Annotated in this window: 13 protein-coding genes and 1 tRNA gene; 9 read left to right on the top strand and 5 right to left on the bottom strand. The window is 48.2% G+C overall.

Going from position 1 to position 15,340, the window contains the following annotated elements; all coding sequences use genetic code 11:
* Positions 1 to 142 precede the first annotated feature (142 nt).
* The gene (locus ICL07_RS08435; RefSeq protein WP_188087477.1) at positions 143 to 2,518 is read right to left on the bottom strand and encodes a TonB-dependent receptor; all 2,376 of its coding nucleotides are present in this window, start codon (positions 2,516 to 2,518) and stop codon (positions 143 to 145) included.
* A gap of 234 nt (positions 2,519 to 2,752) precedes the next feature.
* On the opposite strand from ICL07_RS08435, the gene ICL07_RS08430 reads away from it, so the two are divergent.
* The 5 genes from ICL07_RS08430 (at position 2,753) to ICL07_RS08410 (ending at position 5,992) form a co-directional block, all read left to right on the top strand.
* Positions 2,753 to 3,160: a single-stranded DNA-binding protein gene (locus tag ICL07_RS08430; protein ID WP_188087476.1), complete on the top strand. Its 408-nt coding sequence runs from the start codon at positions 2,753 to 2,755 to the stop codon at positions 3,158 to 3,160.
* Between the two features lie 109 nt (positions 3,161 to 3,269).
* Positions 3,270 to 3,341 (top strand) — tRNA-Met (locus tag ICL07_RS08425).
* Positions 3,342 to 3,459: 118 nt separating this feature from the next.
* Positions 3,460 to 4,329: a GTPase Era gene (era, locus tag ICL07_RS08420; protein WP_188087475.1), complete on the top strand. Its 870-nt coding sequence runs from the start codon at positions 3,460 to 3,462 to the stop codon at positions 4,327 to 4,329.
* 35 nt (positions 4,330 to 4,364) lie between these two features.
* Positions 4,365 to 5,678 carry a ribosome biogenesis GTPase Der gene (gene der, locus ICL07_RS08415; RefSeq protein ID WP_188087474.1) on the top strand — a complete coding sequence of 438 codons (1,314 nt, stop codon included), beginning with the start codon at positions 4,365 to 4,367 and terminating at the stop codon, positions 5,676 to 5,678.
* An 86-nt stretch (positions 5,679 to 5,764) separates the two neighbouring features.
* Positions 5,765 to 5,992: a hypothetical protein gene (locus tag ICL07_RS08410; protein WP_188087473.1), complete on the top strand. Its 228-nt coding sequence runs from the start codon at positions 5,765 to 5,767 to the stop codon at positions 5,990 to 5,992.
* Between the two features lie 201 nt (positions 5,993 to 6,193).
* Here the strand turns inward: ICL07_RS08410 and ICL07_RS08405 are convergent, their stop codons facing one another.
* Positions 6,194 to 7,066 (bottom strand): transglutaminase-like domain-containing protein, encoded by an 873-nt coding sequence (locus ICL07_RS08405; RefSeq protein ID WP_188087472.1) that lies wholly within the window; start codon positions 7,064 to 7,066, stop codon positions 6,194 to 6,196.
* Positions 7,067 to 7,093: 27 nt separating this feature from the next.
* Positions 7,094 to 9,448, bottom strand: coding sequence for a type I DNA topoisomerase (gene topA / locus ICL07_RS08400; RefSeq protein ID WP_188087471.1), 2,355 nt, complete (start codon positions 9,446 to 9,448; stop codon positions 7,094 to 7,096).
* A gap of 292 nt (positions 9,449 to 9,740) precedes the next feature.
* Here topA and ICL07_RS08395 point away from each other — a divergent pair, with 292 nt between their 5' ends.
* From ICL07_RS08395 to ICL07_RS08380, 4 genes are read left to right on the top strand one after another with little or no spacing between them, the layout of a single operon-like run.
* The gene (locus ICL07_RS08395; RefSeq protein WP_188087470.1) at positions 9,741 to 10,505 is read left to right on the top strand and encodes a Rossmann-like and DUF2520 domain-containing protein; all 765 of its coding nucleotides are present in this window, start codon (positions 9,741 to 9,743) and stop codon (positions 10,503 to 10,505) included.
* 14 nt (positions 10,506 to 10,519) lie between these two features.
* Positions 10,520 to 11,041: a KdsC family phosphatase gene (locus tag ICL07_RS08390; protein WP_188087469.1), complete on the top strand. Its 522-nt coding sequence runs from the start codon at positions 10,520 to 10,522 to the stop codon at positions 11,039 to 11,041.
* Positions 11,028 to 11,996 (top strand): geranylgeranylglycerol-phosphate geranylgeranyltransferase, encoded by a 969-nt coding sequence (locus ICL07_RS08385; RefSeq protein WP_281389460.1) that lies wholly within the window; start codon positions 11,028 to 11,030, stop codon positions 11,994 to 11,996. Before ICL07_RS08390 ends, ICL07_RS08385 begins: the two co-directional genes overlap by 14 nt.
* A 39-nt stretch (positions 11,997 to 12,035) precedes the next feature.
* Positions 12,036 to 12,605, top strand: coding sequence for a Maf family protein (locus ICL07_RS08380; RefSeq protein WP_188087467.1), 570 nt, complete (start codon positions 12,036 to 12,038; stop codon positions 12,603 to 12,605).
* Between the two features lie 147 nt (positions 12,606 to 12,752).
* Here the strand turns inward: ICL07_RS08380 and ICL07_RS08375 are convergent, their stop codons facing one another.
* Entirely contained in the window at positions 12,753 to 13,934 is a 1,182-nt protein-coding gene (locus tag ICL07_RS08375) for a homoserine dehydrogenase (RefSeq protein ID WP_188087466.1), read from the bottom strand.
* A gap of 50 nt (positions 13,935 to 13,984) precedes the next feature.
* Positions 13,985 to 15,163, bottom strand: coding sequence for a trans-sulfuration enzyme family protein (locus tag ICL07_RS08370; protein WP_188087465.1), 1,179 nt, complete (start codon positions 15,161 to 15,163; stop codon positions 13,985 to 13,987).
* Positions 15,164 to 15,340: the final 177 nt, after the last annotated feature.

Raw genomic sequence — 15,340 nt, 5'->3', positions numbered from 1 at the left:
CGTATCTTAACTAAGGACACTATCGTAGAAAAGAGCTTTTATTGCGAGGTGACAAATAGTAAACGATAAGAATTAGTACTACCTATAAAAAACGGACATCCTTACAAACAGAGGATGCCCGTTTTACTTTTATATTCTTCGCTTAAAACCCTACATTCACTCCCACAAAACAATTAAACCCTGCCATAGGATAATAATAAGTATCATACACCACTTTCTGCTGCGCCAGATCATAAGCACTATACGTACTACCATTCGGCTCATACTTCGCATTGAAAATATTATTCAGTAACAGTTGCACACCCAGCTCGCGGAATAACGGTTGCGGTACTACGTAATTAAACCGCAGGTTATTCACATAATACGGATTGAGACTGGCTGTTTTACTGGAAGTATTATCCAGGTACTGGCGGCTGACATATTTCCCGATCAGATCTACGGTAAGACCTTTCAGCGCACGGGCTGTCAGGGTGTATCCGCCTATGAAGGCGGGGGAGAAGGAAATATCTGTTCTGTTGAAGTGCTGTGTGTGAACGGTACCGTCGCCGTCGTAGGTGATGGCGTTGTAGTCCAGCACTTTATTCTGACTGAGTGCGGCGTTGGCGGCGATGGAGAAGATATTACCCAGTTTTACGTTGCCACTCACTTCAACGCCTGCACGATAGCTCTTCGGAATGTTGGTGCGTACATAGGCGCCTACGTCGGTGAGCATACCGGTTTGTACCAGTTGATTTTTGTAGTTCATGTAGTACACATTGGCCTGCAGCGAAGCGATGTGGTTGCTCCAGGAGTAGCCGGCTTCTACGTCGCGGAGTATTTCCGGTGTAGGCCGGGATACGCCGTAGTTGGATTCAAAGTCAACGCGGTTGGGTTCTTTATGCGACACCGCGATAGAGGCGAACACCCGGCTCATGGGATTTAAATAATAAGAGATACCTGCTTTCGGATTAAAGAAGTTGTAGTTCACATGTGGCATGTATGTGGGCGCTGCTTCAAAGCCGTTCATATTATACGCGATGTTGCGGTATTGCAGTTCACCGAAGAGGCGCAGGGCTTCTGTCAGTTTATATTCTCCTTTCCAGTAGATATTGAAATCATTTTTATCGGCGGGGTAGCGGTAGTATTCGTGGTCTTTATCGATACCGGCTGCTGCCCATATTACTTTGCCGTAGTGATCGCCGGTATAGCGGTTCCAGCCGCCGCCCAGGCTCCAGTTGAATTTGTTGCCGGTACGGTTCACGGAGAAGATGCCGCCGTAGAAATAGTTGCTCAGCCAGAGCTGTTGCACGAGGTCGGTGGTATCTATGCGGATGCCGTTATGTTCGTAGGGAGGCAGACCATAATCGGCCAGTGCTCTTTTGTCTTTGTAGTTTTCATAGTAGCCGCGGCCGCGGGTAAGGTGAAGGGCTACGTTGAAATTGAGGCTGGAATTGATTTCCTGGTTCAGGAACAGCTGGTAGTGGTCCTGTTGGTAGTTATCGGTTTCATTGTCGTATGGAGCGCCTGGTTTTTTGGTGCCGGCGGAGTTGTAGGTCCGGTCGGTTTTGAGCAGTGCTTCGGGTACGCCGTTCCAGGCTTGGTAGGTTTTTTCCTTGCCGGAGAAGACGTTGAGGCGCAGCGCTGTCTTTTTGGAGATATACGCAGCGGAGGTGTAGAATGAGCGCAGATCGGAGCTGGCGCGGTCTATATAACCGTCGGAGCTGATTTTAGACAGGCGTGCATCGATGGTGAAGTGGTCGTTGATAAGGCCGGAACCAGCTTTGACCGTGTTTTTCCAGCTGTTGAACGAACCGAAGCTGCTGTTGATTTCACCATAGGCTTTGTCGCGGTATTCGTTGGTGCTGAGGTTGAGGGTGGCTCCGAAAGCGGCCCCGCCATTGGTGGAGGTACCTACGCCGCGTTGCAGTTCTATGCTGCTGACGGAGGAGGCGAAGTCGGGCATGTTGACGAAGAACGTGCCTTGTGATTCCGCATCGTTGATCGGGATACCGTTCACGGTAACGTTGATACGGGTGATATCGGAACCTCGTACCCGGATGCCCGTATAGCCGATACCGGTACCGGCATCTGAGTTGGTGACTACGGAAGGTTGCTGGTCCAGCAGCTGGGGCAGGTCCTGGCCCAGGTTGGCTTTTTTGATGTCGGCGGCGGTGAGGGTACTGTTGACGAACGGTGCGTTTTTACCGGCACGGATACTGCTGATCTCTACCGGTTTTACAAGCAGACCGGTTTCTTCCAGGGCGATGTCAGTCACCTGTGTGGCGTTGGAAGCCTGCAGGTTTACGCTGTATGATTTATAGCCGATATAACTGGCTTGCAGCGTATAATGTCCTTTTTTAGGGGGATGAATAGTGTAATGTCCCTGGCGGTCTGTTACGGCGCCGGATTGATTCACAGATATGGTAACGCCTTCCAGGGGTTGACCATTGGTTTTACTGGTAACAGTACCGGTAACCAGGGATTGTGCGTGTACAGTGCCTGCTATAGATAGCAGCACCAGCAACATCAGCTGTTTCATTTCTAATATGTGTGTTTTCTGTTTTCCAATTCCTAACCAGCATTACCTGGTCCAGGTTCTGTGGGTGTGATCTCAGCCTGAAAAGTAAGGCACCCCATAAATCGCAATGTTCCTGCGAAGTCACAAAGATAGCGTAATAAAACAAAAAAGCTGTGTTTGCGTGAAATTGCGTAATTTCCTTGTACACTTCTCTCAATCATCTTGTATCAATTTTTAACCATAAATCTTTATGAGATGATTAAACTTCAGTTAATCGGCCATTTGGGCCGGGATGTTGTCAGGAAAGAAGTGAACGGCAACGTGGTGCTCAATTTTCCGGTGGCTGTCAATGAACGTTTCCGTAACCGCGAAGGGGTACTGGAAGAACGTACCACCTGGGTGGAATGCTCTTTATGGAACCGGGAAACGCTGGCGCCGCACCTGCATCAGGGTACCCTGGTGTTTGTGGAAGGCAGCCCCAGGGCGGAAGGTTATATTAACCGTGCCGACCAGCCCTCGGCAGCGCTCCGCTTACGGGTATTCCAGGTACAGCTGCTCAGCCGTAAGGATGACGAAAAACGCCGTCCTGTTCCTGCAGAGGTCCCGGTTGTTCCCGAACAGGAACTGGTGGAGGAACAACCTGCCGATGATCTGCCCTTCTAAAAAATACATGCATTCCAATATGAAAGCCAACCAGTTATGGTTGGCTTTTTGAAGTTTTTTGAAAAAAGTTTTGGCACGAATTAAATTAATGCTATCTTTGCACCCTCATTGCGAGGTAGAGCAGAGGTAGCTCGTCGGGCTCATAACCCGAAGGTCAGTGGTTCGAATCCGCTCCTCGCTACAAAAAAAGCGTGTCAGCGCTGGTAAAAGAGACCAGAAAGAGCCGAAGAAATTCGGCTCTTTTCATTTCCGTAAGTTTGAGTTAGAGAAAAAGCAGCACAAGCCTTTATTAGATAGTCATGCACAAAGCAGGTTTTGTAAACATATTCGGTAAGCCCAACGCGGGGAAAAGTACCTTGCTCAACGCCATCATCGGCGAAAAGCTGGCTATTATATCCCCTAAAGTGCAAACCACCCGGCACCGTATTACCGGTGTCATCACCGAGCCCGGTTATCAAATCGTATTCTCGGATACCCCGGGTATTATTGACCCGAAATACAAACTGCACGAAAAAATGATGAGTGCGGTGAAGTCCGCCCTGGAAGATGCAGACGTGGCTCTGCTGATCATGGACGCGAAAGACTCGCTGGAAGAGAACCTCGAACTGTTCGACTCCCTGCGGCTCAAAGTACCGGCTATCCTCATCATCAACAAAATGGACAACCTGGAGAAAGCGCAGATGGACGCGTTGCTGGAAAAAGCCCGCGCCTGGGGAAAAGCCAAAGTAGTGGTACCCATCTCTGCCCGCCAGCAAAAAGGCCTGAAGGAACTGATGCAGGAAATCGTAGCCCTGCTGCCGGAAGGAAACGCTTTCTACCCGGATGATACACTCACGGACAAGTCTACACGTTTTCTCGTGGCAGAAATGATCCGGGAGAAAATCTTCCAGCTGTTCGAAGAAGAAATCCCTTATCATACCACCGTGATCGTTACCCAGTTCCAGGAAAAGGAAACACTGACGAAAATAACGGCGGAGATCATCGTTACCCGCGATACCCAGAAAGGCATCATCCTCGGGGAAAAAGGGAAATCTATCCGCGAGCTGGGAACACTGGCCAGACAGGATATCGAAAAATTCATCGAACGGAAGGTATTCCTCGAACTATTCGTGAAAGTAAGAGGGAAATGGCGCGATAATGACTTGTTCCTGAAAGAATATGGGTACTAGTCCGTAATTTTAAAAGTAGTAATTGAAATAATACAATGGCTGGATTTACAGTAGCTATAGTGGGCCGCCCAAATGTGGGCAAATCAACGTTGTTCAACCGTTTGCTGGAACAGCGCCGGGCTATCGTGGACGATCAGAGCGGTGTTACCCGCGACCGTCAATACGGTATTGCCGACTGGAACGGCAAATCCTTCAACGTGATCGATACCGGCGGGTTTGTGACCAACAGTGATGATGTTTTTGAGCGGGAAATCCGCAAACAGGCGAAAGTGGCCATGGATGAAGCAAACGTGCTCATCTTTATGACCGATGTGACGACCGGCATCACCGACCTCGATTCAGAAGTGGCTAACCTGCTGCGCCGTACTTCCAAACCGGTATACCTGGTGGTGAATAAGGTAGACAACGCCCAACGTCAGTTGGAAGCGACCGAGTTCTACAGCCTGGGCTTCGAGAAAACCTATTTCCTCTCTTCTATGAGCGGCAGCGGTACCGGTGAACTCCTCGATGACGTGGTCTCCAATATCACCGACGATATGGAAGATCCCAGCCTGGAACCTGATGTGCCTAAAATTGCTATCATCGGTCAGCCGAATGTGGGTAAATCTTCCCTGCTCAATGCCCTCATCGGTACTGAACGTAACATCGTATCTGATATCGCCGGTACTACCCGCGACACTATTCATACCCGGTACAATATGTACCAGAAAGACTTTATCCTCATCGATACAGCTGGTATCCGCCGCAAACAGAAGGTAAACGAAGACCTGGAGTTCTACTCCGTGATCCGTGCCATCAAAGCGGTAGATGAGGCTGATGTGGTAATGCTGCTGCTGGATGCCGAAAAAGGTATCACGGCACAGGACCTCAGCATCTTCAGCCTCGCTGCCCGTAAAGGCAAAGGGGTAGTGGTGCTGGTTAATAAATGGGACCTGGTGGAAAAAGCCACCAACACAGCCCGTGACTATGAAAAGGAACTGAAACAACGCCTGGCTCCATTCTCTGATGTGCCCATCATCTTCACTTCCGTGATTGAAAAGCAACGTATCTTCAAAGCTATCGAAGCGGCCCTGGACGTATATGAAAACCGCCAGCGCAAAGTACAGACTTCCCGTCTCAATGAAGTAATGCTGAAAGCTATCGAAGCTTACCACCCACCGGTGGTGAGAGGTATTCCTATCCGTATTAAATACGTGACGCAGTTGCCTACCCATACGCCGGCATTTGCGTTCTTCTGTAACCTGCCCGATGATGTGAAAACGCCTTACAGAAACTACCTGGAAAACCAGATCCGCACCAACTTTAACTTCAGTGGGGTGCCGGTAAAAATCTTTTTCCGTAAAAAATAGTCGTGAAAAAAGGGAATGAATAGATTGTGTATTCTAAAATTATTCAATACCTTTGCCGCGGTTTTAAAAAATAAAACAAACTTAAAATGAAAAAAGTATTTGTATTCGCAATCGCTGCTGGTATGTTCTTCGTAGCTTGTAACGGTGGTTCTACTCCTGCTAACGATTCTACTGCTACTAAACAAGACACTATGAACGCTGCTCCGGCTGTTGACGCTCCTGCTGCAACTCCGGCTGTTGATTCCGCTGCTGCTGCTGCTCCTGCTGCAACTCCAGCTGTTGATTCTGCTGCTGCTGCAACTCCTGCTAAGTAATCGACTATTATTACCATATAATATCAATTCTTGCAAGAATAAAAAAGCCGATTGCTTAGCAATCGGCTTTTTTATTTGAAAATTTTTTGATTTACGAATTTCTTGATTTCGGGGTTTAAGCATTCTGGTTGCTAATGTATGGAGCTACAATGCATAAATCCCCGAAATCCGTAAATCAAAAAATCCGTAAATCCGTAAATCTTATTCTTCGAGCATGGAAGCCAGGTTGCTTAATTCATCCTGGCGATAGGCATCTTTATCATCCCGGAAACATTTGCCCAGCTCTTCCAGCAGAAACTGGATAATGCGTTTGTTGGACTGAGGCTTGAAATAAGCCGGAACAGAAGGTACAGATACCCTTTTGAGGTAAGTATCCACATCCTGCTGGGTATAAATCTGTCCCTGTATGGGATCAATAAAAAACAGGATGCGCTGGTCTTCCGGTTCTACCGGTTCTTCAAAATCGATAAAAGTATCAAAATAAGCCAGGATAAACTGCCGGGGAATATTGACGGCATACACCGGCAGGTCCAGCATGGTACACAGGCTTTGGTAGATGATCCCGTTGGTAACGGGATTTCCTTTTTTCGATTCTATTACCTGGTTGATGAAAAACTGATTTTTCCGCTGATAGGACACTTCTTCCCCTTTCAGTCCGAAGTAATTGTAGATCATGCTGTTAAGCACATTGATCTTCTCCAGCGGCGTCAGGTAATTATTCAGTTCCAGCCAGATATTGCGTTTAATGCGTTCTATTTCGTTGAGTACCTGACTGGGGGCCAGGTCGGGGAACTGGTACCGGGCTACCAAAATAGCGCCCTGCATCAGGTCCTGTAAGTCCGATAAGCTCCATGCACGCAGGGCGGCCTGCAGGTCCTGGTAATGGACCCGGTGGATCAGCAGTTCTATCCTTTCCTGGATGGCTTCATCAACGGTATTCTCCCACAAATTCTCCAGGTTGGGAATGATTTCTTTACCATACAGCAGAATTTTGCTGGCAACGGTATCGAACACTTCCTGGTCCGGATCATCCAACAGGTGGAACAATGCATTTATTTCCTTGTTTTCGTGCATAAGCATTTGTAATACGGCCCTTACGGGTTATTCAGCTTTCTTCTTCCGCGGCGGCGCTTTTTTCTTGGGCGGATTGGCCTTCGCTTCTTCGATGATGGCTTTGGCTTCTTCCACGGTCAGATCGGCAGCGGTATCTATTTTCTCTTTCGGAATCTTGAAGTTCTTCAGGCCCTGTTTAATATAGGGACCATAAGGTCCTTTCAGTATCTGGATTTTCTCTTTCTCAAATATTTTGATGGTCCGTTCATCTTTCGCGGCTCTTTTTTCCACGATGAGCGGCGCTACCTCGTCCAGCTCTACGGTATAAGGGTCCATTTCCTTTTTCAGGGAATAGAACTTCTTATCATGCTGGGCATACGGACCGAAACGGCCGATGTTAACGACTACCTCCGAATCCTCAAACTGTCCGAGGTTACGGGGCAGGCGGAACAGCTCCATCGCTTCTTCCAGGGAGATGGTTTCGATGCTTTGGGTAGCTTTCAGTTTGGCGAAGCGGGGTTTTTCCTCATCTTCCACTTTACCGATCTGGATCATCGGGCCATAGCGTCCCATACGGGCCACAATCGGTTTGCCGGTAGATTCTTCCACGCCCAGCTGGCGTTCGCCTTTTACGCGTTCAGCGTTTTCCAGCGTGTTTTCCACATCTTTATGGAAGGGGCTGTAAAACTCTTTCAGCATTTTATTCCATACCTTCCTGCCATTGGCGATTTCATCGAACTCTTCTTCAATTTTAGCGGTGAAACCGTAGTCCATCACGGAATTGAAGTACTGGTTGAGGAAATCGGTCACGATCATGCCCAGGTCTGTAGGGAACAGTTTGGATTTTTCGGCGCCGGTATTTTCGCTGTCGGTCTGTTGCGTGATGTTATCCGCTTTCAGGACCAGGATGCGATATTCCCTTTTGATGCCTTCCTTATCGCGTTTTTCCACATATCCTCTTTTCTGGATGGTGGTGATGGTAGGCGCGTAGGTAGAAGGGCGGCCGATGCCCAGTTCTTCCAGCTTTTTTACGAGGCTGGCCTCCGTATAGCGGGGGGCAGGACGGGAGAACCTTTCGGTGGCCTTCATTTCTTTCAGGTCCAGCGTTTGTTTTACGGCCAGTGGCGGCAGTGACCCTTCCTGTGTATCCTCTTCGTTGATATCTTCGTCGTCATGGCTTTCCATGTATACTTTCAGGAAGCCGTCGAATTTTAATACTTCACCGCTGGCAGTCAGCTCCTCATTATTGGTGGAGATAGCGATTTTAGCGATGGTTTTTTCCAGTTCAGCGTCTGCCATCTGGCTGGCGATGGTACGTTTCCAGATCAGTTCGTACAGTTTGCGGGTGTCGCTGTCGTCTACCGTGGAGTTTTCCATATAGGTCGGACGGATGGCTTCGTGCGCTTCCTGGGCCGATTCGTTTTTGTTTTTGAATTTGCGGAACTGGTGATAACGGTCGCCGAAACTGGTTTTAATAGCTTTTTCGATTTCCGTTACCGCTGTATCGGACAGGTTAACGGAGTCGGTACGCATATAGGTGATAAAACCGCTTTCATACAGCTTCTGGGCCAGCAACATGGTTTTGGATACGCTGTATCCCAGTTTGCGGCTGGCTTCCTGTTGCAGGGTAGAAGTGGTGAAAGGGGCGGCAGGTGATTTTTTGCCGGGTTTTACCTGTATATCTTTAACGGAATACACTGCTTTTACACAGTCTTTGAGGAATTTCTCCGCATCTTCCGCTGTTTTAAACTTATTAGGCCCTTCTGCTTTAAAGGAGATATTTTTTCCGTTGATATCTTTTCCGGTGAACCATGCCTCTACTTTAAAGGTGCTCACGGCGGTGAAACCGTTGATTTCCCGCTCTCTTTCCACGATGAGGCGTACAGCGACAGATTGCACACGGCCGGCAGAAAGGGAATTACGCATGCTCATTTTTCTCCATAAAACAGGAGAAAGCTCGAAGCCCACAATCCTGTCCAGGATACGGCGGGCCTGCTGGGCGTTTACGCGGTCCATATCCAGCTTGCGCGGATGTTGTACGGCATTTTCAATAGCAGGCTTGGTGATTTCGTGGAAGACGATACGTTTGGTTTCTTTCGGATCAAGGCCTAATACCTCGCACAAATGCCATGAAATGGCTTCCCCTTCACGGTCCTCATCCGTTGCCAGCCAAACCTCATCGGTTTCCTTCGCCAGCTTCTTCAGATCTTTTACTACCTTTTCTTTATCTTCCGGTATTACATATTTAGGCTTGAAGTTATTTTCAATGTCTATCCCCATGTCGTCCTTCTCCAGGTCACGGATGTGCCCGAAGCAGGATTTGACTTCAAAGTCCTTGCCCAGAATTTTTTCAATGGTCTTGGCCTTTGCCGGGGACTCCACTATAACTAAATTTTTTGCCATGTATGCTTCTTTAATGTGCTGCTAAATACGTAAAAAATCGTAAAATAAATACTAATAGGATTTTGCAATTATATAAAAGTACCTTCAAAATAAAAAATAAGGCCTCTTTTAAGGTAAAAGTACGAATTACCAATCATGAATCACGAATACATGGAAGACCTGCCCTCCTTTTACATATGGACCAGCCCGCATGAAAGAAGATCATATATTAAATGTTAATAAAGAATAGATAATTATAATTTATAATCTGAGGCCTGTAATGGGTAAAAACCGTAATTTGTAATTTTAACGTATGGATATAGTCATCATTGGAACCGGAAATGTGGCGCATTGTTTCGGGCAGATGCTGAAACTGCATGGTCACCAGATTACCCAGGTAGTAGGCCGGGATGCGGAACGCACCCGGGAACTGGCGGAAATGCTGAATGCCTCCTTCACCACCGATCTGCTGGATATTAATATGGAGGCAGATGTATACCTGCTGGCGGTCAGTGATGCGGCTATCCCGGAACTGAACGATCAGCTCCGCCTGGGCAAACGCATCGTGGCCCATACCGCCGGCGCGGTACCGCTGAGCGCCATCTCCCGGATATCGGTCAACACCGGGGTACTGTACCCGCTGCAATCTATCCGCAAAGAGCTGAAAAACTACCCGCCCATACCCATTATGCTGGAAGCAGGCAACGACGAGGTGCTGAAACGCCTCCAGGCCGTAGCCGGCAGCATTGCCTCCCATATCACCATCACCGATTCGGAACAGCGCCTGAAATACCACTTCACCGCAGTGCTGTGTAATAACTTCACCAACCACCTGTTTGCCGAAGCGAAAGCGTATTGCGACCGGGAGCAACTCGATTTCTCCCTGCTGCAACCTATTATTAAGGAGACATTCGACCGGCTGGAGAAATATTCCCCGGAAACGGTGCAAACGGGTCCGGCCCTCCGCAACGATGAAACAACGATGGAATTGCACCGTACCCTGCTGGCAGGAAACGACCAACTTAGAAAGATATACGATGTGATGAGCGAAGCCATTTATCGCTTACACCAGAAATAAATTACTTTTGCCGGATGAACGTATTAGCTTTATTCAAGCCTATCACCACTTTTGTACTGGACGTGGATGGCGTACTGACGGATGGAACGCTGCAGTTATTGCCCGGCGGGGAAATGTCGCGCAAAATGAACATCAGGGACGGTTACGCCTTACAGCTGGCCGTGAAAAAGGGATACCGGGTGGTCATCATCTCCGGCGGAAAATCGGAGAGTGTGGTCAGCAGACTGCAGGGGCTGGGTATCACCGATATCTATACCGGCATACTCGATAAAAAGGAAAAACTCCAGGATTATGTGTTTGAGCATGATCTCACCTGGGAAGAAATACTGTATATGGGCGACGATATCCCTGATTACCAGGTGATGCAACTGGTCGCCCTGCCTGCCTGTCCGGCGGATGCTGCCAGCGAGATCAAAAGTATCTCCCGGTATATATCACCCGTTACCGGCGGCCATGGCTGCGTACGGGAAGTAATAGAAAAAGTCCTTAAGCTCAATAATCACTGGCTGATGGACGAAGGCATTGCATCGAAATAATAAACAGAACACTATGAAGCTCTGGGCTGCGTTTTTTAAGCTGGTGAGATACCCCAACCTCATTTATATTGCCCTTACCCAGTTTCTTTTGCAGTACTGCGTGGTGGCGCCGGTACTGCGCAGCACAGGTGAAGAGCCTTCGCTCTCCGTACCGCAATTCGTGCTGCTGGCTCTCTCTACGGTGCTGATTGCCGCTGCCGGGTATATTATCAATGATTATTTTGATATCAACATCGATATTGTCAATAAACCGGACAAAATGGTGCTGGATAAAATCATCAGCCGCCGCTGGGCCATGGCCTGGCACACCATTCTGAACATGGCCGGCGTATCGCTGGGATTTATCGTGGCCTGGAAAACCGGTCAGATTTACCTCGGCTTTACCCAGGTGATCTGCTCGTTGCTGCTCTGGTTTTACTCTACTTCTTTTAAACGGCAGGCACTGATCGGTAATGTGATCATCTCCCTGCTGACTGCCCTGTCGGTATCGGTAGTGGGTTTTTATGAGAAACAGATCTATGAGAGCTTTGAAGCGATTATGTCGCCCTCCGGCCGTAAACTGATACAGATCATCGGCGTATATGCGTTGTTTGCCTTTATCATCTCTATGGTACGGGAGGTGGTGAAAGACCTGGAAGATATGATCGGCGACAGTAAAGACGGTTGCCGCACCATCCCCATCCTCTGGGGGGTATTGGCGGCGAAAAGACTGTGTAATATGTTGCTGCTGGCCTTGCAGATCACCATCATTGCGGTGGAAGTAAGGGTGTTTTTACTGGGCTGGTATCTTGCGATCGTATACCTGGTGGTGCTGGTACAGGTGCCCTGCGTATATGCGTATATGTTATTGCGGAAGGCACATCTGCCGGAGCATTACCACAAAGTCAGCTCTATAGTGAAATTGATCATGCTGACCGGTATTTTATCCATGATATTTTTTAAATGTTATTTGTAACATTAAAATATCTAAATCACAAAATTTCAAAATTCCAAAATGTATAAAGGTGCTCCCGTAGTACTGGCTTCCCAGTCGCCCCGCAGAAAACAATTGTTGGAACAGGCGGGCATCCCTTTTGAAGTGAAAGTGGTGGAAACAGCTGAAACCTATCCCCCGGGATTGGCCATCGATCAGATTCCTGTTCATATCGCCCAACAGAAAGCCGTCGCCGTCATGCAGTTGTGCAAACCGGAAGATATCGTTATTGCCGCAGATACGGTAGTGGTACTGGATGACACCATCATCGGCAAACCCAAAGACCGGAACGACGCCGTGCGTATCCTTTCCGCACTCAGCGGCCGTGAACACCGGGTGATCACCGGGGTGGTGATCCGTTGGAATGGCAGTGAAAAGGCTTTCTCCCAAACAACAACAGTACATTTTAAACCACTGACCACCGAGCAGGTGGTGTATTATGTGGATAACTTCAAACCTTACGATAAAGCCGGCGCTTATGCCATCCAGGAGTGGATTGGCGCGGTAGGCATCGATAGTATCAACGGTTGTTTTTACAATGTGATGGGACTTCCGGTTAGTAAGGTGGTGGAAGAACTGAACCAGATGTAACGGTTAACATTTTAGTCCAGGGCGGAAGCCCCGGGAACAGGGATTGCACCCTCCGGGCTATAAACCGTTTTTTCCCAAACATAAAGGGCCGGCCTTTTCGGCCAGCCCTGTTGCAATTGGTTGGTTGTGCATCTATACACTAATATCTTATTCGAGGACCAACAGGTTAACGTCTTTCTTTTTCAGCCAGCCTGCATCTTTCAGTTTCTGCAGGTTGATGGTACCTACTACATATCTCCACTCCGGTGATTCATATTTTTCAGAGATATTGAAGAACTCGGCCAGGTCTACCTGATCGGGTGTTTTGTAGCGCAGGTATACTTTCAGTTTCACATCGTTGGTGAAATTGGGCTGGTTGTTCTGCTTGATTTTTTTGTATTCATAACGGTAGTTGTACAGCAGTGCGGAGATGTCTGACAGTACAGCGCTGCCGGTAGCGGTACCGCCTGCGCCTTTACCCACGAAGAACTGTTTATCGGTGAACGCGCTCTCGAGGAGGATACCGTTGTATTCGTTGTATACATCGTACAACAGGTTATGTTCTTTTACGAGATGCGGCAGTACGTAGGCAAACACGCTTCCGTTCTGGCGGCGGCATTGCGCAATCAGTTTCACGGTACAGTTGCGTTGTTTGGCAAACTGGATATCGAAATCGTTGAGGTGATGGATACCGAAGTTGTATACTTCTTCCGGTTTCACGAAGGTACCGAAAGCATGCAGCAACAGGATCACCAGTTTAAATTTCGGATCGTACCCTTCGATGTCGAGGGTGGGGTCTGTTTCCGCAAAGCCGAGGTCCTGCGCCTGTTGCAGGGCAGTTTCGAAGCTGAGGTTTTCTTCAAATATTTTAGTGAGAATATAATTCGTAGAGCCGTTACAGATACCTTCTACTGCGTTGAGCAGGTCGTTATCGTAGTATTCTTCCAGGTTGCGGATAATGGGAATGGAAGCGCAGCTGGAGGCTTCATAGAGGAACGGTACTTTGTTGGCTGACTGCAGTTCGTACAGGGCAGGCAGGTTTTCCGCGATCATGCGTTTGCTGGCGCTCACAACAGCTTTACCGTTGCGCAGTGCGGTGCTCACAATATCGAAAGCAGCTTCAGTATCGTTGATGAGTTCCACCACTACGTCAATAGTAGGATCTTCAAGGATCTCATTTTTGTCCGTTGTAAAATAGCTGCTGTCGATAGGTCTTGATTTGTTGGGGTCTTTAATACAGATTTTTTTGATTCTTGCATTAATACCTTTTGTTCTGTTCAATACCTCGTACAGGCCCTGGCCTACGACGCCGAAACCGAAAATACCCAGATTGATGATCTTGTTTTCCATACTTTAGTTCATAATTGGTTGGTGCTGGCAGCCGTTGGAGCGGCTGTCAGCTATTGTAAAACAGTAATTTGTTTGCCGGCCGGATGGTTTAATTTATCCAGCGCTTGTTTCAGGTCGTTGATGAGGTCTTCCGCATCCTCGATCCCTACAGACAGGCGTATACAGGAGTCCTGCAGGCCTGTTTTTTTCCGGAATTCTTCCGGGATGGTGCGGTGAGTCATAGTGGCCGGGTGGGCCAGCATACTTTTCACGCCGCCGAAGCTTTCCGCCAGTTTGAACAGCTTGGTAGCGTTCACGATGCGGATTGCATTTTTTATATTATCTGCTTTGAGCGAGAAACTGACGAGCGCTCCGTAGTTTTTCTGCTGTTTGCGGGCAATATGATGGTTTTTATGCGTGGCCAGTCCGGGGTAGAACACTTTGTCCACCGCAGGATGGGCCGCGAGCCAGTTGGCGATGGCGCTGGCGTTGCTGCATTGTTTCTCAAACCGGAGGTAGAGTGTTTCAATGCCGCGAATAGTCAGCCAGGCTTCAAAGGGGCTCAGGATGCTGCCGGAGATGTTCTGGTTATACCGTATCTGGTCGGCCAGTGGTTTTGAATTCACCACTACCAGTCCGGCTATCACATCGCAGTGGCCTGCCAGGTATTTGGAAGCGCTGTGGATCACGATATCGGCGCCCAGGGTTAGTGGTTGCTGCAGCAGCGGGGTGCTGAAGGTATTGTCTACCGCCAGCAGGATATTATGTTGTTTGGCAATCTTGCTGATAGATTTAATATCAGAGACGCGCAAAGTAGGATTGGTGGGGGATTCCAGCCAGATGATGCGGGTATTGGGCGTGATAGCGGCCAATACTTTATCCAGGTTGCTGGTGTCCACAAAATTTACTTTGATGCCAAAACGTTCAAACATGTGGTTGAAGATCTGGAAGATGCCGCCATAGGTATCTTCTACGGCCATGATTTCATCGCCGGATTTCAGCAGTTTTAATACAGCGTCGATGGCAGACATGCCGCTGGCGAAGGCGAAGCCGGCATATCCTTCTTCCAGGCCACAGATAAGCTCTTCCAGCACTTTACGCGTGGGATTGTTGGCCCGCGAAAATTCAAAACCCTTATTAATGCCTGGTGATTCCTGCACGAAAGTGGACGTTTGATAGATAGGCACTGAAATGGCGCCTGTCAGTTCGTCTACCGGAATGCTATGAATCAGTTGTGTCGCTGTTTTCATGTTAATAAAATTTTAATGATGTCACGAAATAGTCACGCAGTTTCGTGCAACTTTAATCATTAAAAATCTATTTTAACAACCTTATTTCCAGGAAGTGGTGGGGAGAAGGCAAAAAAATAGCCCTTCCGGGTGTTGGAAGAGCTATGAATCAATTATATATCTGGTGAAGATTTATCT

Origin of the sequence: Chitinophaga qingshengii (assembly GCF_014529935.1) — a bacterium.
Lineage (GTDB): Bacteria > Bacteroidota > Bacteroidia > Chitinophagales > Chitinophagaceae > Chitinophaga > Chitinophaga qingshengii.
Note: the sequence above shows the minus strand (reverse complement) of the source record. Positions and strands in the feature narration are given on the sequence as shown.

Excerpts from the sequence above, each read along its gene's own strand:
- ICL07_RS08405 (WP_188087472.1), bottom strand. The coding sequence starts at position 7,066 with ATGCACGAAAACAAGGAAATAAATGCATTGTTCCACCTGTTGGATGAT.
- ICL07_RS08430 (WP_188087476.1), top strand. The coding sequence starts at position 2,753 with ATGATTAAACTTCAGTTAATCGGCCATTTGGGCCGGGATGTTGTCAGG.
- ICL07_RS08410 (WP_188087473.1), top strand. The coding sequence starts at position 5,765 with ATGAAAAAAGTATTTGTATTCGCAATCGCTGCTGGTATGTTCTTCGTA.
- ICL07_RS08395 (WP_188087470.1), top strand. The coding sequence starts at position 9,741 with ATGGATATAGTCATCATTGGAACCGGAAATGTGGCGCATTGTTTCGGG.
- ICL07_RS08380 (WP_188087467.1), top strand. The coding sequence starts at position 12,036 with ATGTATAAAGGTGCTCCCGTAGTACTGGCTTCCCAGTCGCCCCGCAGA.
- ICL07_RS08435 (WP_188087477.1), bottom strand. The coding sequence starts at position 2,518 with ATGAAACAGCTGATGTTGCTGGTGCTGCTATCTATAGCAGGCACTGTA.
- era (WP_188087475.1), top strand. The coding sequence starts at position 3,460 with ATGCACAAAGCAGGTTTTGTAAACATATTCGGTAAGCCCAACGCGGGG.
- topA (WP_188087471.1), bottom strand. The coding sequence starts at position 9,448 with ATGGCAAAAAATTTAGTTATAGTGGAGTCCCCGGCAAAGGCCAAGACC.
- ICL07_RS08370 (WP_188087465.1), bottom strand. The coding sequence starts at position 15,163 with ATGAAAACAGCGACACAACTGATTCATAGCATTCCGGTAGACGAACTG.
- der (WP_188087474.1), top strand. The coding sequence starts at position 4,365 with ATGGCTGGATTTACAGTAGCTATAGTGGGCCGCCCAAATGTGGGCAAA.
- ICL07_RS08390 (WP_188087469.1), top strand. The coding sequence starts at position 10,520 with ATGAACGTATTAGCTTTATTCAAGCCTATCACCACTTTTGTACTGGAC.
- ICL07_RS08375 (WP_188087466.1), bottom strand. The coding sequence starts at position 13,934 with ATGGAAAACAAGATCATCAATCTGGGTATTTTCGGTTTCGGCGTCGTA.